The organism is Acetobacter sp. DmW_136 (assembly GCF_008690365.1).
GTDB classification, from domain to species: Bacteria; Pseudomonadota; Alphaproteobacteria; order Acetobacterales; family Acetobacteraceae; genus Acetobacter; species Acetobacter oryzifermentans.
This window is the reverse complement of sequence record NZ_VHON01000032.1, coordinates 21,434-43,328: the sequence shown is the minus strand read 5'-3', so window position 1 is coordinate 43,328 and position 21,895 is coordinate 21,434. Positions and strand designations below refer to the sequence as shown.

Genomic DNA, 21,895 nt, shown 5'->3' with positions numbered 1-21,895 from the left:
GCAAACGTGATCGGCTGCCTTATTGCGCGTTCAACCCAAATAGAAGCCGCAATACAGCAAAAAGCAGCGCCCCCACACCAAAGCCAACCAGGGTGCCGTTAAACCGGATAAACTGCAGATCCTTACCAACCCGAAGTTCCAGTTTTTCAGCTATTTCCACAGCATTCCAGCCAGAAACCACACGGGCAATAAACTCTGCCATACGTTCACGCATGAAAGGGAGCATCTTTAAAACAGTGCGGTTTACGCTATCCATAATCCGTTGCCGCATGTTCTGATCATAGCGCATCTGGGCAGCCATGCGTTCAAGCGCATCCTGCACCACGGATGCTATGCGGCCTTCTGGATCTTCCACATCTGCTTCCACCATACGCCGAAAGCGCAGCCAGATGTCTCCCCACCACCCCACAACACTTTCATGGGAAAGCACGCTCATAATGGTTTGGGAAAACTCTTTTCCCTTTTCAGGGTCTGTTTCTATGCGGTCAATCTGGCCACGCACCCAGTTGGTAAAGCCTTCACGCAGGCTAGAATTCTGTGGGTCGATTCGCTCAAGTTCCTTGGCCGCTGCCAACAAAACCTTGGTGGCAATAGATCCACCAATGGCCCAACCAAGCAAACGGCCGCCCTGTTCACGCACGCGCTCTTCAATCATCTGGCGCAGCGCGCCTTCTTTGGATTGTAACGCATCCTTGATCTGCTCAAGCAGAAAGGAGAGTACTTCCTGATGCTTGTCATCATCCACAAGGCTGCGCAGGGCACGCGCAATAATAGGTGCTAGATTACTGCCACCCAATAGCTTGGGCATAACACGGGCAACTGCATTGCTGGCGCGCCCATCTTCCAGCCTGTCCAGCATTTGGGGCAAAGAGCGTGTTATGGATTTTACCAAAGCATCCCGCGTGCCGGGATCATCCAGCATATCCGCCAAAAAAGCAGGAAGATCGACCTGCCCCAATACGCGCTCAACTTCCTTTTGGGTAAACACCTGCCCCGCAACAAACCGCCCCAGTGCGCGGCCAAGCCTATCCTTTTGTGCAGGTAAAATAGCGGTGTGCGGAATGGGCAAACCCATAGGCCGACGAAATAGCGCCACCACGGCAAACCAGTCTGCCAAGCCGCCTACAACGCCTGCCCGCGCCCCAGCCCGCAACATTTCCAGCCAGAATCCATCTCTTACCCATCCGGCGGCTGGTGCTGCATACCCCAACACCGTTACCCCAGCCATAAGGCCAACCAGCCCTGTAGCTGCATTTTTGTATCGCCGCAGTGTCTGGCGGGCAGCGAAATCCGCGTCCTGATGAGGTTGAGATGTCATATCCCACTCAATAGCACTGTGCGCAAACACCCCCAAGAGTGCGTGAGCTGGTTGCATACAAAACATAGACGTGAAAAGTTGTTCATCATTCTTTTCAAGCTATTTCGTTGTTATTTCGATTCATTCCGGCTTTATAACTGTTTTACTGCAGGAACCTTCAGGACGCCCTTATGACTATGGATAACACATCTTCTCTTTCCCGTTTGGACAGTATCCTTGCGTCCGCCACTGCTCGGCCAGATGTCGGCATAGCAGCTGAAGGCACAAATCCTGTTATGGGTATCGCGCTCCGACTGGGAGAAGCTTTTGCCAACAAGGAAATCTCACAGGCAGATATTGTAAGCCTGGTGCAAAAGCTCCGTGATGAAGCCTTTCTGGCGCGTGCCCGTAAACTGCACCGCTATGTAGGCGGTGCAACACTTGAAGCCACACAAGAAAAGCTTCGTAATGTTGCGCGTTCGGTAGCAGACACATGCCCTACTGGTTCTTTTACAGAGTATCAGGATCGCATTTCCGCCATTCAATTTGCAGCGGTTTTTACAGCACACCCTACTTTTGCCCTCAGCAACCCAGTGTACGCGGCTTTGGCAGAAAGTGCATCCCAAGCCATCCCCCCGCAGGAAGCACCGTTTTTTGAAACGCACAGACGTTCTACGCCTCCTACGCTGGAAGAAGAATTTACACTAGCTGCACAAGCCATCACCCGTGCGCGTGACGCCATGGATTTGTTAGCGACTGCTCTGCTGGAAGAAGCTGCCACCCGTTGGCCACAGGAATGGACAAGACTGAAGCCCTGCCCGGTTATTGCAACCAGTTGGGTTGGCTACGATACCGATGGCCGCACAGATATTGGATGGTGGGATACTCTACGCCTACGCCTACGTATGAAACTGTTCCAGTTGATGCGGTTGGAAAGCCAGATCATGCACGAAGGCTTACTGGCCCCGGAACTCACAGAAAAACTGCAACGGGCCATTGCCTGCGTAAAAGAACAAATTAGCGCTGTTCCTGCTGGCCCTGCCGATGCGCAAGCTGTGGCAAATTTTGCAAAACTTCTGGTTTCTCAGCGCAATACAGCACTAACACACGCCGCAGAACTAGATAGCTTGCTCGAGGCTGCCATTAATACAGCGCCGCCTTCTGCACGCATTCCACTTGCTGTTGCCCGCGCTGGGTTTGTGGCGCATGGGCTGGGATTGGCCCATACACATGTGCGGCTCAATGCCTCCCAGATTCATAACTTTGTGCGTCAGAAGCTAAACCTGCTGGATGACCCCAACAACCCGGCCCATCGCCGAGCATTGCTGAACCAGATTAACGAGGCGCTAGAAGCTGTTACGCCTGTCCCGGTGGATTTTGGCGCACTGCTGAGCGATCCTTCCAGTGCTGGCCGGTTGATGATGACCATTGCGCAAATGGTCAAATTTATCGATTCCGATACGCCTGTTCGCTTTCTGATTGCAGAAACAGAAACCGGTTACACGTTGCTCTCCGCCCTATGGGTGGCTTCCTGCTTTGGCGTGGCAGATAAAATTGAAATCTCGCCACTGTTTGAAACTGAAGATGCCCTTATGAACGGTGAGCACATTGTGGAAGAAGCCCTGCGTTCTCCCACATGGCGTGCATATATCCGTCGTATCGGCCGCATGTGCTTCCAGTTTGGATATTCCGATTCTGGGCGGTATGTCGGCCAGTTGGCAGCAACGTATCAGATAGAGCGCCTGCGCCTGCGCATTCATGATCTGCTGGTTCGATGGAATATGCAGGATATTACCGTGGTGTTTTTTGATACCCACGGTGAAAGCATAGGCCGCGGCGCGCACCCTTTCCGTATGGCAGATCGGCTGGATTACCTTTCCCCACCCCATGTGCGGGCGCGGTTTAAAGCCACAGGCATTGCCTGCCGTGAGGAAACAGCTTTTCAGGGGGGAGATGGCTATCTCCTTTTTGGTACGCCGGAACTGGCAGGCGCCACAATGGCCACCATTGCGGAAAACCTGTTTCTACCCTTACGGCAGGAAGAAGACCCTATTTATGATCAGCCCGATTTTTCGGCTGATTTCTTCTCCAGCATTAGCGAGGGCATGAAAAAACTGGTGGAAGACCCCGGTTATGCCGCGTTGCTGGGGGCTTTTGGGCCTTCCCTTATTGATAGAACCGGCTCTCGGCCACCTGCACGCCAAAGTGCAGAAAGCGCAACCCATAAGCGTATTACTCACCCCAGCCAGCTACGCGCCATTCCCAACAACGCGATCCTTCAGCAACTCGGATGGTGCGCCAACACCTTGCAAGGCTTGGGAGCAGCTGTACGCCGCCACCCGGAAACCTTTGAAACATTCCGTACATCCAGCCCGCGTTTTCATCGTGCTCTGGATTTTGCCCAACATGGTCTTGCGTGCTCGGATGACAAGGTTCTGAAAAGCGTTGTCTGTTTGCTGGACCCTGGCTTCTGGCTCGATCGCGCTACCGAGGAAAAAACATCGGCCCGTCGGAAGGCTTTTCTTTCCCTGATGCAGGATCTGGAAAAGCTAGACCTATCAGCCGAACTTCTCACTATGTTCCGCCGCATTCAGGCCGACCATCTTGCGTTAAGAGAAGCTTGGGAGCACGCACCACGCACAGAGCCTCAAATCCGGCTTCTGCATGCCATCCGCATTATGCTTATTGAGCAAATATGGCTTTTGGCATGCCGTGTGCCCTTCTTTATGCCCCGTGGGGGCTTTAACCATGATGTCATGATGCAGCATATACTGTGTCTGGATATTTCGGTTGTGCTGGAAGAGCTTGAGCATATCTTCCCCACCAGCACTGGCCCAACCAACCTTGATTTTCATGAACCACGCGGCCCGCGCGAAGAAGGTATTTACGAGCGCGAGCACAGAGACATCTTTGTGCCAATGCAACAGATGTTTGAGCTTATTCGTGAAATCAGCGTCGCCATCATGCACAATATCGGCGCTTTTGGCTGAGGTCTTTTTATAAAATAAGGGGCTGCCTTAATGGTGGCCCCGCACTTTATCTGCCCCCTAGAAAGCTCTCCACAGCCAACGTAAAGAGCTGCGGATTCTGCAAAAATGCAAAATGGCTGGTATTAGGCAGCACCAAGAGCCCTGCCCCTTCTACCGTAGCCGCCATATGCTCGGCCTGAACACGCCCCACAATACCATCATGATCTGCGGCAGCCACCCATAACGGTGCTGTTATCCGCATAAGATCTGCATCCGTCCAATTGGGTTGCCTGCTGCGCATAGTCTGCACTGTAGATTCCATATCTCCAAACCTATGTGGTGTGGAAGAAAGCTGCCTGTATTCCTGCCGGGTTCTTTCCATAAAAGATTTGTAAGCAGGAATATCTCCTGCGCGTGCGAGCAGACCATCTGGCGTGCTCCACGGTGCAAAAGCAAATATCCGACTGACACTGCTGGGGTGGCGCATACCAACGTCTAGCGCCTGCACTGCGCCATCCCCCCATCCCACCAAGGCCACGCGCCGCAGGTGTAAAAACGCCATAACTGTGAGCACATCATCGGCCAGCAAATCATACCCCAAGGGCAAAGCCCCCATTGTGCTGCGCCCATGCCCACGCATATCCATCACAATCACACGGCATCTGGCACGCAAAAGCGCACGGGCAAGGTCTCCCATATAATTGGAATTGGCCAAACCATCGTGCAATAGCATGACGGGCACACCCTCCCCCGCCGATGCATAATATAATTGGGCCTTCCCTTGTGCTGGCACCATGCCCGTATCAACAGGTAAGCCACCACTTTCAGCTTCCAGCGCCAAGGGTGTGGGCGGTAAAGCACGCCAATCATACACCCCATTGATAGGCGGCATTTTATCTACGGAAGACGATGCAAAAGCCAACGAAGGAGCCTGAGCAAAGGCTTTATGGGCAAAAAACCCCGATGCCATGCCCCCCAGCGTAAACTGCATAAGCGCACGCCGGTTTACCCGTGTTTTCTGCGCGGTCTCATCCATTGCACATTCAAACAGCTTCGGCATCTTGCTCGTCTTTCCGTTTCTTTTCTGCGCCATCACACATACCCAGCGCATGACATATTCATGCCATACCATGCCGCTTTGTATTTAGCGCACGCAACGTAATCTGGTTTTGCACAATAAAAAAGCCGCCCCCTTTACAGGGAGCGGCCTTTATATTCCGAAACCGAAAAACGGCTGAAATTACTTGGACTGAGCCATAATTTCTTCAGCAACGTTGCGCGGCACCGGATCGTAATGATGGAACTGCATGGTGAAGGAAGCGCGGCCCTTCGTCATGGAGCGCAGGTGAGAAATGTAGCCGAACATTTCTTTCAGCGGCACATAAGCACGCACCATAACGGTGGAGCCTGAGGTTTCCTGGCTCTGGATCATGCCACGACGACGGTTCAGGTCACCCACCACGTCACCAACGTGATCGTTCGGGGTAGTGATTTCCACGTCCATAATCGGTTCCAGAATAACCGGACCAGCTTTTTTCATGCCATCACGGAAGCAAGCCTTAGCCGCGATTTCGAACGCCAGAGCGGACGAGTCAACGTCATGGTACTTACCGTCAAGCAGCGTGAACTTGAAGTCCACTGTCGGGAAGCCTGCCAGCACACCAGTAGAAGACTGAACGCGAATACCCTTTTCAACGGCCGGGATGTATTCTCTGGGAACAGAACCACCAACAACCTTGTTTTCGAACAGGATACCTTCGTTACGTTCAACCGGCTGGAACTCGATCTTCACTTCAGCGAACTGACCGGAACCACCAGACTGCTTTTTATGGGTATAGGTTTCCGTATGCGGCTGCGTGATGGTTTCACGGTATGCCACCTGCGGTGCACCCACATTTGCATCCACACCATATTCACGACGCAGACGGTCGATAATGATGTCCAGATGCAGTTCGCCCATGCCGGACAGAATGGTCTGGCCTGTTTCCTGATCGGTCTTGAGCTGCAGGGAAGGATCTTCACCAGCCAGCTTCTGCAGTGCCAGTGTCATCTTTTCCACTGCGTCCTTGGTTTTCGGTTCGACGGAGATGTCGATAACCGGAACCGGGAAGGACATACGTTCCAGAACAACCGGATCTGCCGGATCTGCCAGCGTATCACCTGTCTGGGAATCTTTCAGGCCCACAAATGCAGCAATGTCACCAGCGTGCACTTCTGTCAGTTCTTCACGCTTATCAGCATGCATCTGATAGATACGGCCAATACGTTCCTTGTGGCCCTTGGTGGTGTTCAGAACCGTATCACCGGTTTTGAGCACGCCGCGATAAACGCGCACAAAGGTCAGCGTACCGTACTTATCGTTGATGATCTTAAAGGCCAGACCAGCAAACTTACCATTGGGGTCAACCGGAATGATGGGCTGGTTTTTTTCGTCGTCTTCTTCACCTTCCGGCGGAGCGCAACGAATACCTTCAACATCGTCTGGAGCTGGCAGGTAGTCGATAATGGCATCAAGCAGAGGCTGCACGCCTTTGTTCTTAAACGCCGTGCCGCACAGAACCGGACGGAATTCGCCAGAAATAGCGCCCTTTTTGATGCAGCGCTTCAGGGTTTCAACAGAAACGTCACCCTTTTCGAAGTATTCTTCCATGGCTGCATCATCCACAGCCAGAGCCGTATCCAGCAGGTTCTGGCGTGCTTCTGCAGCCTTTTCCTTCAGGTCAGCCGGAATTTCTTCATCGTGGAACTTCGCGCCAAGTTCACCGCCTTCCCAGACGATGGCCTTCATTTCCACCAGATCAACAACGCCAACAAACTTGTCTTCTGCGCCAATTGGCAGCTGAAGCGGGATAGCAACGATATCCAGCTTTTCTTTCAGCGTATCAAATGCGCGGTAGAAGTCTGCACCGGTACGATCCAGCTTGTTGATGAAGATGATCCGAGGCACCTTGTAACGGTCTGCCAGACGCCAGTTGGTTTCGGACTGCGGCTGCACACCAGCCACACCTTCAATAATGAACACGGCCCCATCGAGCACACGCAAGGAGCGGTTCACTTCAATGTTGAAGTCGATATGTCCGGGCGTATCAATAATGTTGATACGGTGGCCGTCCCACTCACAGGTCACGGCGGCGGACGTAATGGTAATACCACGCTCACGTTCCTGAGCCATGTAGTCTGTTGTGGTGTTACCTTCGTGCACTTCACCAATTTTATGGGAAACACCGGTGTAGTACAGCATACGTTCGGTCGTGGTCGTCTTACCTGCGTCAATATGCGCGGTAATACCGATATTACGAATCTTGGACAGATCGGATGTGGCGGACACGAAAACCTCCAGAAAACAGGTCAGGCGCGAATGGGAATCCCTTCGCGCCTGTGGCCGCCGCGCGCCGTATTGGCACCTGTGATGTTAAAATCTTCAGGAAACCCGGCTGCCGGAAACCGGCCGATAGACGACGATGTCTGGCACCTTGCCAGACATCTACACCGCAGAAACCGGCCCACTCCACCAAAAGAGCAGATCCGGCTCCACTGAATTAGGTAAACCCCTGAATCAGGCGCCTGCGGCTGCCTGTTTTTTGGCCTGAGCGCGCAGAACGCGGCGCTTGATGACCTGTGCTTCTTCAGGAAGCTTGCGGTTAGGCGTGCTCAGCAGGAATGCATCCAGACCGCCATTGTGTTCAATGGTGCGCAGGCCACGAGCACTTACGCGCATACGCACGGCAGAACCCAGAGTTTCGGAAACCAAGGACGCATCCTGCAGGTTCGGCAGGAAGCGACGGCGGGATTTGTTGTTAGCATGGCTGACGTTGTTTCCGGTCAGCACACCTTTGCCGGTAATCTGGCAACGACGGGACATTGTCTCATCCTTGTCTTATACAAAATAGGAACAGAGGGCCGAGACAAGCGCCCGGCGACCACATTCAGGATTGGCGCGGCTTATGGCTTAGCCACGGCTTTCAGTCAAGGGTTGTGCTCAGGCTTTCTCGTTTTCCTGCCCGGTCTGTGCCCGAACAGACGCATGCACTTCACCCGATCTAACGCTCTGAGCAGCTGAATCGAGAATGCGCAAAACGGTGTCCTTATCCATAATCTGGGCAAGAATACCTACAGAATTACCCAAAAGAGCGGATGCCACTGCCAGCGGCGGATATTTTTCACTCCGCAGATGTTCAATAGCGTGCTGAATAACCATATCGCACCGCGCCAGATCTTCGGGCACATCCATGTTCGGGCCTGCTGCGGGAGTCTGCCCTGCTGTTTCGGTCATCTCTTTTGATCCTTCATTTTTCTGCGGCCCACATTCTCTGCGGGCGCGCGATTCGTCAGACACAGCCAAGCCTTACCAGCAGGCCTCCGCCTTTTATCACGTCTCCTGCCCGCTTTCTCCCCCCTGAGCAGCCCACATGGATGCATACACCTCATTCTGGGCCAGCAGGGCTGCATGCGTGCCACGCTCAACAATATGCCCCTTGGCCATCACCAAAATTTCGTCTGCATCCACAATGGTGGACAAACGGTGGGCAATAACAAGAGTTGTGCGGCGTGCGGAAACCGTTTTAAGCGCTGCCTGTATTTCTTTTTCAGTATGTGTGTCTAACGCACTCGTGGCCTCGTCAAGCACAAGAACGCGTGGGTCTTTCAAAATCGTGCGGGCAATGGCCACTCGCTGCTTTTCTCCGCCGGACAGTTTAAGCCCGCGTTCACCCACCTGTGTTTCATACCCTTCGGGCAAGGACATGATAAAATCATGTATCTGCGCCAACTGGGCCGCATGCTGCACCTCTGCCGGTGTAGCCCCTAAGCGACCATAGGCAATGTTGTAACCAATGCTCTCGTTAAACAGCACGGTATCCTGCGGCACCACACCAATGGCGGCGCGCAAGTCTGCCTGCCGGTAATCGCGCACATCGTGCCCATCTACCAACACAGAACCCGACCACACATCGTAAAACCGAAACAACAACCGGCTGATGGTAGATTTCCCCGCCCCTGTCGTGCCTACAATGGCAACCTTACGGCCCGGCGCCACCTCAAAGCTGATACCGTGCAGAATTTCACGCTCTGGCCGGTATCCAAAATGTACATCCCTAAACGCCACCCGTGCAGGCGCAGAAACCTGCAAGCGTGTGGCTATAGGGAGAGGATGCGCAGGATCTGCAACTTCCACTTCCTCTTCCGTCAGCCCTAGCATGTGCTCCAGATCAACCAGTGCAGTGCGAATGGCGGAATAGACAGAACCCAGAAAATTCAGTGGCCCATAAAGTTGGAGCAGATACGTGTTGACCATAACAAACTCGCCAACCGTAATGCGCCCAGCCTCAATATCGTGCCCACCCAACAGCATAATAGCCGTAAGAGACAAAGCGATAATGGCTGCCTGCCCGAAATTGAGAAAGCCTAAGGAATACTGCGTTTTGCGCGCGGCCTGTTCGTAGCGCGCCTGTGCACTATCATACCTTTGGGCTTCGTGCGTTTCGTTGCCAAAATATTTTACGGTTTCGTAATTCAGCAGGCTATCTAGCGCTTTGCCTGTGGCCTCGCTGTTGGTTTCATTCATCTCACGCCGGATTCCCAACCGCCAAGATGTAAACCGCACGGTAAACAGAATGTAGGCCGCAATCATCAGCGCCATCAGCGCCACATACTGCCAATTAAAAACACGCCAGATAACCACCATCACCAACGCCGCCTGCAGGATGGTGGGGGAAATAGACATGATCATCCGCAGCAGCGTTTCCACGGCCTCTGTGCCGCGCTCAATAGCACGCGTGACCCCTCCGGTGCGCCGATCCAGATGAAAGCGCAAGGAGAGCGCATGCATATGCTCAAAACTACGGTAAGCCGCCTGCCTTGCCACTCTAAACCGGACTGGCGCAAATAAAGCATCTCGCAAATTGGTAAGGGCCGCGGAAACCAGCCGCACCAATCCGTAACAGAGAATTAAAGCCGCAGGCGCCATGGCCAGCGAGTGAGGATGCGTAAACCTATCCACCACCTGGCTGTAAACTAACGGAACACCCAACGTGGCCAGTTCGCCCCCAAGCATAACCACAAGAACCAGTACAACCCGCCAACGCAGGGCACGATTTTCCTGTGGCCACAAATATGGCAGTAAACGCGAAAGTGTGATGGAAACCGGCTTTTTAAGCGGCCCGGCAGCCGCGCGACGTGGTGGCATAACTCGCATGTGCCATGCTGGGCGCATTTTGCAACCCCGCCACACCTTGCCACCGCCTTTGCCACACCCGATAACAACCTTAAACACGCTCGGCACAGTTCAACAGGATTTTGTTTCCATGTCCCCCGACATCACGCCCTTTCTTCGGCATCTCAGGCAGTGCAACACTGCTATCATTCCTGGCAAACGTGCCCCTTTTTCTCTGGCTGGCACATCTGCCGGGTGGATTACGCCAGAACTGTTCGACAGGCTGGAAAAAGCAGGCTTGGGCAACCGCACAACAGGTTTTAACCTGCCAGACCCGAGCAAGCTGGAAGCTTTTGGTGAAGCTTTGGCGCAAGAAGGTTTTTACCGCTCCCACCACGAACTGTTTGATGTGCGAACAGATGTAGGTGAACCTGCCATTGCCCGCATTGATCGTGGAGCCTTGCCTCTTTTTGGGCTGGTGGCCACGGGCGTGCACATGAACGGGCTGGTGCGCAAAGCAGACGGTCTTTATCTGTGGACAGGACGCCGGGCTGCAAACAAGCGGCTAGACCCTTCCAAGCTAGACCACTTGGTAGCAGGCGGCGTACCTACAGGCCACACCCCGCGTGAAGCCCTGATTAAGGAAGCAGCAGAAGAAGCCAGCATTCCCCACAATCTTGTAGCTCAGGCACAGGAAACGGGGCATCTGGTTTACGCCATGGAGCGGCCAGAAGGACTAAGGCGAGATATTCTTGTTTGTTATGATCTCTACCTGCCTGAAAGCTTTGAGCCAGAAGCCGCTGATGGCGAAGTGGAATCTTTCGCGCTGTTGCCGCTAGCTAAAGTGTTTCAGATTGTGCGAGATACGGATGAGTTTAAGTTCAACGTCAATCTGGTACTGATTGATCTGTTCCTGCGCCATGGCCTGATAGATGCCAACACATTAGCAGGCCAACAGCTACGCACGGGGCTTAACCACGGTCTTTCCGCTGCCAGCCCCGGACACCACCCTGTTTCAGCCTGATTTTTCAGGCTGAATAGCGGGCATCTGCGCAAGCGCTGGCCTCGGCTTCAGCTTCCTTCAGCCCGGCCAGCAAGCGCTCACGGATTTCCTCCAGCCGTTTTTTATCCGTAATTTTCAGGCCAAACAGGTCTTTTACGTAAAAAACGTCCACTGCTCGCACACCATACGTGGTGATATGGGCAGAGGCAATTTGCAGGTTCTCACGGCTCATGGCGGCCGTAACGTCATGCAGCAGGCCAGGACGATCGCGCCCGTTGATTTCAATAACGGTGTAAGTATTGGAAATGCCGTTATCTATCACCACACGTGGCGGAACATGAATGGCCCGCATACGCATGGGCATATGGCCAAATCCGGCCCGCGCAATTTCTTCACTAATATCAATATGGCCGCTTAAGCCCTGCTCGATCAAAGATGCCAAACGGGCAAGCTTGTGTGTTTCTTCATAGGCCTGTCCAGAAGTATCCTGAATCCAGAACGTATCCAGCGCCATGCCGTGTGTCATGGTATGAATACGCGCATCCACAATGGAAGCCCCCGCCAAAGCCAAAGCCCCTGCTATTTTGGAAAACAGGCCCGGCACGTCCACTGTGTAAATGGTTACTTCCGTTACCCCACGCGCAGGCAGAGGCAGCACTTCTACCGTAAGTGGTGCATCCTTGGCATCTGCCGCCCGGATAAGCCGTGCATGGCGGCGATGTGTCTCATAGTCGAAGGAAAGCCAGTAACCAGCGTAACCCAGCCCTAAAAAGCGCTCGATATCCTTTTGGGGCACACCTTCTTCAGTGAGAATATCGGCTGTAATTTCCTTGGCATGGCGCACGCGCACATCTCGTTCCGTGGTGGCCAGACCACCGGCCAGAACTTCTGCTACACGCACATATAGCTCACGCAGCAGCGTGGCCTTCCATGCGTTCCACACGCGGGAACTCACGGCGCGCATATCCACAATAGTCAGCAGCAACAGCAGCCGCAGACGTTCTGGAGACTGCACAATGTCTGCCACATCCAAAATGGTTTTGGGGTCATCAATATCGCGCTGGAACGCTGTATGGCTCAGCAGCAGATGATGCAGCACCAACCACGAAACAGTTTCTGTTTCTTCGCCGGACATACCTAAGCGCGGGCAAAGTTCAGCCGCAATTTCTGCCCCGATTTCAGAGTGGTCTCCACCCCGGCCCTTGGCAACATCGTGCAATAGAACGGACATATACAACGCCCGTTTGGAATGCAGCCCTTTTACCAGTTCATAGGCAATGGGGATTTCATCCGCCATGCGGCCAGAAGCCACTTCATCCAGAATACGCACGGCTTCTATGGTGTGCTCATCCACCGTAAACACGTGGTACGTATCAAACTGCATCTGCCCGACAATGCGCGCCCAATCTGGAATCAGACGGCCAAAAATGCCGGTTTCGTTCAGAATATGCAGCCAGTGCGCATGCCCTGCTGGCGGATATTCCCCATAAGCGGCAGAATAGGACAAACCACTTTCTTCCACTACGGAAGGCACAGAAGCCGTTGCCGGACGACGGCGTGGTTTTTGCTCCACCGTGGATTCATCACCACACAGCAGATCAAGGAAAATACGCGCGGCTTCCGGGTTATCCCGCAGGCTGGTAGCCCGCCGCTCCCACCGGATGAGCTGATGCCGCGCCAACGGGTGCAGCGGACGGCGGCGCACACGCGCCCAATCCAGAATCTGCATCATTTTAATGGGTTCTTGATCGAAACTTACGCCACGATCAGGCAGAATCTGGCCATCCAGTAAGGTAAACCCGGCTTGCCGCATAGCTTCATCTGGCTTGGCGGCATTGGCCACCGGCCCTTGGGCCTGCCGAAGCACAGCGGGTTCTAAAACATGGGTTAACCGCATAACTTCCCGGGCTGTCAGGAAGTAGTGGCGCATAAAGCGTTCTACCCCATTTTGGCGCCCGTGCCGGGTATACCCCATGCGTGCGCCAATAACGGGCTGCATGTCAAAGGTCAGCCGTTCTTCTGCACGCCCTGCCACGTAGTGCAGATGCAAACGCACTGTCCACAAAAAGTCCCAAGACCGGCGGGCACGTGCGGCTTCCTGCTCTGTGAGCAGCCCCATCCAGATAAATTCCGGAGCCAGAAGATCTTTGACATGGCGCGTGCCAAAAGTGTTGCGACACATCCAGTACAGGGTTTGCAGATCACGCAGCCCCCCGCGCCCTTCCTTTATGTTGGGCTCTACCAGATACGGGCTATCACCAAACCGCCGGTGGCGTTCCAAACGTTCACGCCGTTTGTCATGAATAAAGCCAGCGGCACCTGCATCCACACAAGCTAGAATATAGCGGGCCTCAAACGTGGCAAAAAGGGCTGAATCCCCAGCCAACAAACGCGCATCAAGCAGCGCGGTGCGCACTGTGGTATCTTTTTTAGCTTCTTCAATACATTCATTGATTGTGCGGGTGGCATGCCCTACCTTCACACCCAGATCCCACAAGAAATATAGAACGTATTCAATAAGCGGATGTGCCCGTTCTGCACTTTCTTCCGCCACCAGAAACAGCAGATCAATATCGCTGAACGGGGCCAAAAGCCCGCGCCCATAACCACCCGTGGCGGCAATGGCAAAGCTGGGCAGCATGCCACTTTCTACAGTGCCCGCCCCAATGGTGGCGCGTACGGCCAGATCAACAATGGCACGCACCATAACATCGGTAAAAACAGCTATTTTTTTGGCTGCCCCAGCGCCTTTAAGTTCATGCCGTTCAAAACGGTTGCGTATATCCGCCTGATACCGCCCAAGATGACGGCGGAAAATGGCAACAGCATCATCCCGTTCAGGAATAACCGCATCTTCCGGTGTTGCATCTCTTAATTCCCGCGTCAGACACGCAGAAAGCATTTCTGGCGTTAGGGTTGCCAGCATGGTCATGTCGGACTGCTGCGCTGCGGCAGGCTCTACGGAAGGGGTGGGCATGAGAGGCGAGTTCTGCTCCTGAATGGGGTCTGGCGTCATAGTGTTTAGTCTGCCACTTGCGCATGTTCTTCCTGCGCTGCTTCCTTGCGCAATTCGTACAGAAGATCCAGCGCTGCGCGGGGTGTCAGACTATCCGGGTCGATTTCTATCAAACGTTTACTTAACGTATTTTGGGGCTCTGGGGGTAATGCCTTCTGCGTGTCAAACAACGGAAGAGGTTCGGGTATTGTATTTTCAGCACGTTCCAACTCTCGCAACAGGCGCCCTGCCCGATCCACCACAGCGTGCGGCACACCAGCCAGCCGTGCAACGTGTACACCCCAGCTTTTTTTGGCTGACCCTGCAAGCACTTCATGCAAAAACACAATTTGCCCCCGCCATTCCCGCACCGCCATAGTATGCAAAGAAAGCCGCGGAAGTGTATCCACCAGGCGCGAAAGTTCATGAAAATGCGTTGCAAAGATTGCACGGCAGCGCACGCTTGAATGCAAAGCCTCCAGCACAGACCATGCTATTGCCAAACCATCCAATGTGGCCGTGCCGCGCCCAATCTCGTCCACCACAACAAGAGAACGCGGGCCGGCTTGGTTAAGAATGGCGGCAGTTTCCGTCATTTCCACCATAAAAGTGGAGCGCCCGCGCGCCAGATCATCCGAAGCCCCTACGCGAGAGAAAAGCTGATCCACCACTCCGATTCGGACCCGGTCTGCCGGAACAGGGAACCCCCCTTGCGCCAGAATAACTGCTAGCGCTGTCTGGCGCAGATAGGTGGATTTACCGGCCATATTTGGCCCTGTTAGCAGCATAACGCGCTGCTGCGGTGCCAGATCACACGTATTGGGTGTAAAACGCGTGCCGGCTGGCAAGGCTGCTTCTACTACCGGGTGGCGGCATCCTTCCAACGCGAATGCGAAATCCTCCGTCACCTCTGGCCTGCACCACGTGCCACTTCCCGCAAGATCTGCACAGGATTGCAAAACATCCAGCACAGCCAATGCCTGAGCCAAAACCGGCATACTGCGTTCTGCTAGAACCTGTTCTACCAACGCGCTGAATAACTCTTTTTCACGCTGAGATGCTTTTTCTGCGGCCTCGGTTATACGGGCATCCAGCGTTGAGAGTTCTTCTGTAGCAAAACGCGCATTGCTGGCTGTGCCTTGGCGTAAGATAAGTTCTGGCTTGTCCTTCAGCTTGGCGCTGGCCGCCACGGGCACTTCCATCACGTAGCCAAGCTGCGCATGATGACGGATTTTAAGGCTGTTTAGCCCATAATGTGCAGCATACTTCGCCTGCAAGCCTGCTATCAGACGGCGTGAATCATCTCGTAACCCTCGGTATTCATCCAGTTTGGCATCATAGCCCTGCGCGATAACGCCGCCATCATCCAACCGTGCTGGAAGGTTTTCTGCCAGCGCGCTCATGAGTTCAGCCTCTAGCGCTTGCCCTCCGCCTAACCTTGTAACCGCCTGATGTAACACCGGAGGTAATGAGGCAGCAGAGGCCGTAAGAATACGTGCGGCCTCCCGCGCTACCATAAGGCCATCGCGCATGGCGGCCAGATCTCGCGGTTGCCCACGCCCAAGGGATAAGCGACCTAATGCCCGAGCAATATCCGGTGCTTTTTTGAGTGTTCCACGCAACGCCTCACGCCGCACAGAATCTTCTTTCAGCCACCACCAACCTTCCTGCCGGGCAGCAATCTGGCCTGCATGTGTAAGTGGGGCCGCCAGCCACTCTGCCAACATACGCGCACCTGCGGCACTGACCGTACGGTTTACGGCGGAAAATAGCGTGTGCTCATCCCCTCCATCCCGCGCACGCAAAATATCCAAACTGGCCCGTGTGGCCGGATCTATACCCAGAATCCCGCTTTCATTTTGTGGAACAGGATGTGCCAAACGTGGCAACTTGCCAGCCTGACTACGCTGAACGTATTCCACCGCCATGGCAGCGGCCACGCTTTCTTCATCCGTAAAAGTGCCAAAGGCTTCTATGCTGGCCACATCAAAGGCATTGGCCAAACGCTGGCGGGCCGTATCTGCGCCAGATGCCACAGTTTCCGGCGCACGGCGGGCCTCATAATCCGCCAGATTGAGAACGGCAGGTGCAAGAACTTCCGCAGGGTCCAAACGGCCTAAAAGCGCGGGAAGCCCCTTGCCTGTCAGGCTTTCAGTTTCAAATAAGCCGGTTGAAACATCAATCCACGCCGCGCCAATAACTGTATCCGCAAAGGATGCCTCAGCTTTTTTGCCTTTCCCCTGCGGCGCTGTGAGCGCCAGCGCAAGCAAAAGGTTGGAACGCCCCGGTTCCAGCAATTCATCTTCTGTTAGCGTGCCAGGGGTAATCACCCTTACAACACCACGCGCCAAAGGCCCCTTGTTTGCTGGCCTGCCTTTACGGGGTGTTTCTGTCTGCTCTGCCACCGCCACCCGGAAACCACGCCGGATCAAACGCGCAAGATAAGCTGGGGCCGCCGCCACAGGCACCCCGCACATGGGAATCGGTTCCCCCGCATGTGTGCCGCGTGCTGTTAGGGCAATATCCAGCGCGGCAGCGGCAGCCGTGGCATCATCAAAAAACAGTTCGTAAAAATCGCCCATACGGAAGAACAGCAGGGCTTCAGGATTTTCGGCCTTGAGGGTGAACCACTGCGCCATTGCCGGCGTAGCGCCTTTGGAGGAAATGCGTGTCATACCGCTATCATAAAGTGCTCTCGCACAGCGGCAACAGCCTTTAGGGCACCATATCCGTGCGTTTTTCAGCCATCTTCTGCAAAACCTGCACAACAGTGGCGATACAGGGCTGCCACGGGGCATCACCCTCGTCGGCCTGAGGCTGGCGAATAACCCTAACGGAAGGATACCACAGGCTTCGCACCTCTCCATCTGGTTGCGTAATGGTGGAACCAGCCGCCCAGCGCCAGTCTCCACCAAAGCGATCCAGCAGCAACACGGGCAGCCCGAGTAAACCACCCAAATGCGCTATCATCGTATCCACGGTTATCACCACATCCAGCCCCGCCATAATACGGAATGTGTCCAGCACATCCCCTTGCGGCAATTGTGCCATTGGAAACGGAGTTTGCTGCGCTTCCGCATTTTTTTGGAGAGACTGAAACACAATATTATTCAGCCGCCCCAATGGTTCGAGCACTTGCGGATTGATCGAACGCCTGCGATCAAACTGATACGTTGGGTTACCCGCCCAACATAGCCCGACATGCAAAGCAGATTTTTTGCCGGGTGCAGACTTTTGAACACCCACAATATCGGGCTGCCACGCAAACGGCGCTTCCATCCCCAGCACATCAGGTAGGCTCATAAGCCCGCAAGCTGCTTTAGCTTTTAAAGTGCGCTGGCTTGTACACACCGTTACATTTGGCAGGCACGCCACATCCATCTGTTGCACAAAACTGCGTATGCTTTGCGGCACATACAGCAGCACCGGAACGCGCCGCGCCGCCGGTGCAACATAACGCAGAAATTGCAATACATCGCCCAACCCTTGCTCTGCATAGAGCAACACCGGGCTTTCCTGTGGCGTACCGTCCCATTGCGGCAAGCCAGCCGCACACGCCGGAGGGGCAACAATCTGGCGACGTGCCGCAAACAATTTCCAGCCCTGAGCAAAACGACCTTCCGCTAAATACAGCACGCCGAGGTTCATCCGTGCACGAGCGGCATCCATACCTTTGCCTGCTAGGGTTTCTGCCCTGCGGAACAATGCCTCTGCCCGCTCATTCTCTCCTAAATCAGCAAGAGCCGTAGCGTAATTGAGCATCAAGCGGGCATCATTCTGCTGCAATGCACACGCAAGTTGGAGTTCTTGGGCAGCATTTTCCAACTGCCCAAGCGCCATATGCACCAGCCCCAGATTGCTGCGTGTTTCTGCCGCTTCGGGTTCTAATTGCACAGATTTTGCCAGAACGTCTCGGGCCTGCTCATAACTGCGCGTGGCAAACAACGCCGCTCCATGATTAGCCAGAGCAGGCGCAGATGTTGGCAACTCTGCGGCCACAACCCGAAAATAGGGTTCGGCTTCTGCCGCCTTGCCTGCCCCATGCAGGATCATGCCATGTAGATTTTGCGCAAACAGATTTTGTGTATCCAGCCGTAAAGCTTTGCCGGAAACCTCTATCGCTTTTTCCAACTGCCCATGGCGGGACAAAAAAGCTGCCAGCGCCAGATGGCGTTCCTGCTCCAATGGCCGCAATCTTATGGTCGTGCGCAAAGCGCGTTCGGCCTCTGCAATACGATGCTGTGCTTCCAGAACCGAGGCCATAGCATCATGCGCGCGTGGGTCTCTTGGTGATGCAAGAACAGCAACATGAATGGCTGCCCGTGCAGCCTCTATTTGCCCTTCCGCCAACAAAGCCAAACCCAACGTAATATGAAAATGCGGTTCGGCCTGTAACTGCACAGCCTTGGCCGCCAAGGCCACTGCTGCGCGGTTATCTCCACCCGCACGCGCCACACAGGCCATGCCATGCAGTGCGCCCGCATGGCCCGGATTCTGCTGCAAGCAGTTTTGCAAAACACGCAAAGCCTGTTCCGCATTACCCTGCGCCAGCAATACCAGTGCAGATTCGACCTGTGTATCTATCTGCATGGTTATAGCTAACTCCTTTTTGTCATCTGAGATGCCTCAGAAAGTGCATTCCGTGCGCGGCGTGTATGCTTTACCATATAGGCCATGAATAAAGCCTATCTTTCCCTTGAACGCCACTTTGCCCGCCTTTCCTCTCTGAATGATGCCATCGGCATACTCTGCTGGGATAAAGAGGTGATCATGCCCTCCGGCGCAGCAGAACGCCGGGCAGAAAATCTGGCAATGCTGGAAGGTCTGCGCCACGAAATTCTGACTGCTCCAGTTGTTGCCGAACTACTAGAGCAGGCAGAACCGGGTGATGATGTTTGGCGCCGCGCCAATCTGGAAGAAATGCGCCGCCTGCACGCCCACGCCACAGCCTTACCCGGAGAACTGGTGGAAGCCAGCACGCAGGCCACGGCGCGCTGCGAAATGGTATGGCGCACTGCACGCGAGAATGGTGATTTTGCAGCCATTCTTCCCACGCTTTCTGAAGTGCTACGCCTCACGCGTGAAGTTGCTTTTGCTACAGGGGAAAAGCTGGGCCTCTCCCCTTACGATGCACTGCTGGATACGTTTGACCCCGGCACCCGCCAAACAGATATAGACCCGGTTTTTACACAACTTGCTGCTGGTTTGCCTGAACTGATTGGCACAGTACTGGAAAAACAGAACAGCCTACCCGCCGCCACGCCATTGCCTGGGCCATTTTCCGTGCCGCGGCAGGAAGCTCTGGGCCGCCAGCTTATGCAGCAGCTTGGGTTTGATGTAACGCGCGGGCGGCTGGATGTCAGCACGCATCCCTTCTGCGGTGGGGCAACGCATGATGTGCGGCTGACCACCCGTTATGATGAAAATGATTTCATCCCCGCCATGATGGGTGTGCTGCATGAAACCGGCCACGCCCTATATGATATGGGCCTGCCGCCAGCATGGCTCTCTCAGCCCGTTGGGCAGGCCGGGGGCATGACGCTGCATGAAAGCCAATCGCTGCTGATGGAAATGCAGGTATGCCGTTCCAACGCTTTTGCGGGGTGGCTTGCACCCAAACTTCAGGCCGCTTTTGATGTTCCCACAACCACCGCTGGCTGGGATGCACAAAATATTCACCGGCTTCTCACCCACGTGCAGCCAGGCTTTATTCGGGTTGACGCTGATGAAGTCACGTACCCGGCTCATATTCTGGTACGTTATGAACTGGAAAAAGCACTAATTTCTGGTGATTTACCGCTGGCCGACCTGCCCTCTGCGTTTAATGAGCGCATCCATGCACTTCTGGGGCTGCATGTGCCAGATGATGGGCGCGGCTGCTTGCAGGATATTCATTGGCCGGAGGGGCTGTTCGGTTACTTCCCGTGCTACACTCTTGGCGCCCTAACAGCCGCACAACTGCGAGAAGCCGCTTGCAAACAGGTGCCGCAAATTATGCCTGCCATTGCCAAAGGTGATTTTACGCCGCTGCTGAGTTGGCTGCGTGAAAACGTGCATAGCCGTGCACGCAGCGCCTCCATGCCCCAGATTGTACAGGACGCCACAGGGCGCAAGCTGGATGCCTCGGCCTATCTGGCCCATATCCAGCGCCGTTATGTGGAACGCGCGGAAGACGCATAAGCCAACGTTTCTTTCCTTCATGCCTGAATGTGGCAGCGGGGCATCCGCCCCGCACAGAACGCGTTTGCATAAACGCCTTACAGCCCCGAGACTGCCACATTCATTTTTCACCCGTTTGCAAGATTTCTGACCGGACGCCCCTGATGAAGCATTCTTTCCTGCGTTCTGTTCTGCCGCGCCGCACGGTTTGCCGTGCCATGCTGGCGGCTGCCCTGCTCTCTCCTTTTATCGGACACTCTGCATGGGCAGTGCATATGCCCAAAGTGCCGGAACTTCCTGCGTCTGCATTGGTGCCTTTTATGCAGTCCAACCAACAGATATGGGATGCCATTCTGCCCTTGCCGGATGGACGGATGTTGCTGGAAGCCCCTGCGTGGGTTGGCAACACAGGCCCGCAATTATGGGTAAGGCAGACTGATGGCAGCCTTGCCCCATACCCAGATGCAGGCTGGAATACCCGTGAGGCCACAAACGATACCCATTTTGTAGCCCTTGCAGGCATGACACGCACCGCAGATGGCAGCATCTGGGTGTTGGATAGCGGCGTACCGAACCGTGAAAAACCACCTGTTGCGGCCCCGCGCCTGATCCAGATTGACCCAACTACCAACACTGTCACCCACACAGTGCCGATAGAAGCCAATCTGCTGCATCAGGGCAGTATTCTTTCTGGCATTGCTGTGCATGGCACCACGGCTTACGTGCCGGATTCTGGTGTGGCTGGACTGTTGCTTATTGATATTCCATCTGCATCCGGTCGGCGTTTTCTGGACCATCACCCTGCCCTTACCGCCACTAAGCCGATCCAGACCCCCACAGGCCCGCTGCTAAACGCGAATGGTCAGGCCATTGCCGTAGATACCAGCATGATTGCCGTAAGCCCGGATGGCACATGGATTGTTATGCAGCCGCCCGCAGGTTTTCTGTATCGTGTTTCCACCTCTTTGTTCACGGACCCGGACGTTACTCCGGCAGCGTTTGAAGAAGGCGTGACACAATGGTATAAAACCCCCGCTCTGGGCGGTCTGACCATTGATAATGATGGCACGCTTTACTGGTCTGATATCACCACAGGTAGCATCCTGAGTTACACAGTTGGGCGCATTCCGCGCCGGTTGGTGATGGATGAGCGCCTGAAATGGCCCACCACGCCCGGTTTGGATGGCCACGGCCATTTGTACGTAGCAGCCAGCCAGCTTGATCACAGCGTAGGGTTTGGCGCTGCAACGCCTTCTATTTCATGGCCGATTACGGTGTATCAGCTTACGCTGCCCACAACGCCTCCACCCCAATAAAGACT

At 54.6% G+C, this 21,895-nt stretch carries 13 protein-coding genes; 4 read left to right on the top strand and 9 right to left on the bottom strand.

Going from position 1 to position 21,895, the window contains the following annotated elements:
• Positions 1–19: 19 nt before the first annotated feature.
• Positions 20–1,384 (bottom strand): DUF445 domain-containing protein, encoded by a 1,365-nt coding sequence (locus FKW31_RS11065; protein ID WP_006116542.1) that lies wholly within the window; start codon positions 1,382–1,384, stop codon positions 20–22.
• A gap of 104 nt (positions 1,385–1,488) precedes the next feature.
• On the opposite strand from FKW31_RS11065, the gene FKW31_RS11060 reads away from it, so the two are divergent.
• On the top strand, positions 1,489–4,287 hold the full coding sequence (locus FKW31_RS11060; protein WP_006116541.1) for a phosphoenolpyruvate carboxylase: 2,799 nt from the start codon (positions 1,489–1,491) through the stop codon (positions 4,285–4,287).
• Positions 4,288–4,333: 46 nt separating this feature from the next.
• On the opposite strand, the gene FKW31_RS11055 is transcribed toward FKW31_RS11060, so the two are convergent.
• The 5 genes from FKW31_RS11055 to FKW31_RS11030 all read right to left on the bottom strand — a co-directional run bounded on the left by FKW31_RS11055 (position 4,334) and on the right by FKW31_RS11030 (position 10,459).
• Positions 4,334–5,359 carry an alpha/beta fold hydrolase gene (locus tag FKW31_RS11055; RefSeq protein ID WP_150178569.1) on the bottom strand — a complete coding sequence of 342 codons (1,026 nt, stop codon included), beginning with the start codon at positions 5,357–5,359 and terminating at the stop codon, positions 4,334–4,336.
• 147 nt (positions 5,360–5,506) lie between these two features.
• Complete coding sequence (gene fusA, locus FKW31_RS11050; protein ID WP_006116539.1) at positions 5,507–7,594, bottom strand: elongation factor G; 2,088 nt, start codon at positions 7,592–7,594, stop codon at positions 5,507–5,509.
• A 228-nt stretch (positions 7,595–7,822) separates the two neighbouring features.
• Complete coding sequence (gene rpmB / locus FKW31_RS11040) at positions 7,823–8,128, bottom strand: 50S ribosomal protein L28 (protein WP_003624085.1); 306 nt, start codon at positions 8,126–8,128, stop codon at positions 7,823–7,825.
• A gap of 117 nt (positions 8,129–8,245) precedes the next feature.
• Positions 8,246–8,539, bottom strand: a complete 294-nt coding sequence (locus FKW31_RS11035) for a hypothetical protein (protein WP_035352632.1) — start codon at positions 8,537–8,539, stop codon at positions 8,246–8,248.
• A 96-nt stretch (positions 8,540–8,635) separates the two neighbouring features.
• On the bottom strand, positions 8,636–10,459 hold the full coding sequence (locus FKW31_RS11030; RefSeq protein WP_193561002.1) for an ABC transporter ATP-binding protein/permease: 1,824 nt from the start codon (positions 10,457–10,459) through the stop codon (positions 8,636–8,638).
• A 109-nt stretch (positions 10,460–10,568) separates the two neighbouring features.
• Here FKW31_RS11030 and FKW31_RS11025 point away from each other — a divergent pair, with 109 nt between their 5' ends.
• Positions 10,569–11,441: an NUDIX hydrolase family protein gene (locus FKW31_RS11025; RefSeq protein ID WP_035352626.1), complete on the top strand. Its 873-nt coding sequence runs from the start codon at positions 10,569–10,571 to the stop codon at positions 11,439–11,441.
• A gap of 4 nt (positions 11,442–11,445) precedes the next feature.
• Here FKW31_RS11025 and FKW31_RS11020 read toward each other — a convergent pair whose 3' ends face one another.
• Genes FKW31_RS11020 through FKW31_RS11010 form a run of 3 tightly spaced genes read right to left on the bottom strand, consistent with a single transcriptional unit; the run spans position 11,446 to position 19,005 of the window.
• Positions 11,446–14,436 (bottom strand): [protein-PII] uridylyltransferase, encoded by a 2,991-nt coding sequence (locus tag FKW31_RS11020; RefSeq protein WP_006116534.1) that lies wholly within the window; start codon positions 14,434–14,436, stop codon positions 11,446–11,448.
• Positions 14,437–14,441: 5 nt separating this feature from the next.
• Complete coding sequence (mutS, locus tag FKW31_RS11015) at positions 14,442–17,090, bottom strand: DNA mismatch repair protein MutS (protein ID WP_150178568.1); 2,649 nt, start codon at positions 17,088–17,090, stop codon at positions 14,442–14,444.
• Positions 17,091–17,130: 40 nt separating this feature from the next.
• Entirely contained in the window at positions 17,131–19,005 is a 1,875-nt protein-coding gene (locus FKW31_RS11010) for a tetratricopeptide repeat protein (protein WP_150178567.1), read from the bottom strand.
• Positions 19,006–19,089: 84 nt separating this feature from the next.
• Here FKW31_RS11010 and FKW31_RS11005 point away from each other — a divergent pair, with 84 nt between their 5' ends.
• Together FKW31_RS11005 and FKW31_RS11000 are read left to right on the top strand one after the other, a co-directional pair.
• Positions 19,090–20,595, top strand: a complete 1,506-nt coding sequence (locus FKW31_RS11005) for a carboxypeptidase M32 (protein WP_150178566.1) — start codon at positions 19,090–19,092, stop codon at positions 20,593–20,595.
• Between the two features lie 143 nt (positions 20,596–20,738).
• On the top strand, positions 20,739–21,890 hold the full coding sequence (locus FKW31_RS11000; RefSeq protein ID WP_150178565.1) for an L-dopachrome tautomerase-related protein: 1,152 nt from the start codon (positions 20,739–20,741) through the stop codon (positions 21,888–21,890).
• Positions 21,891–21,895 lie beyond the last annotated feature (5 nt).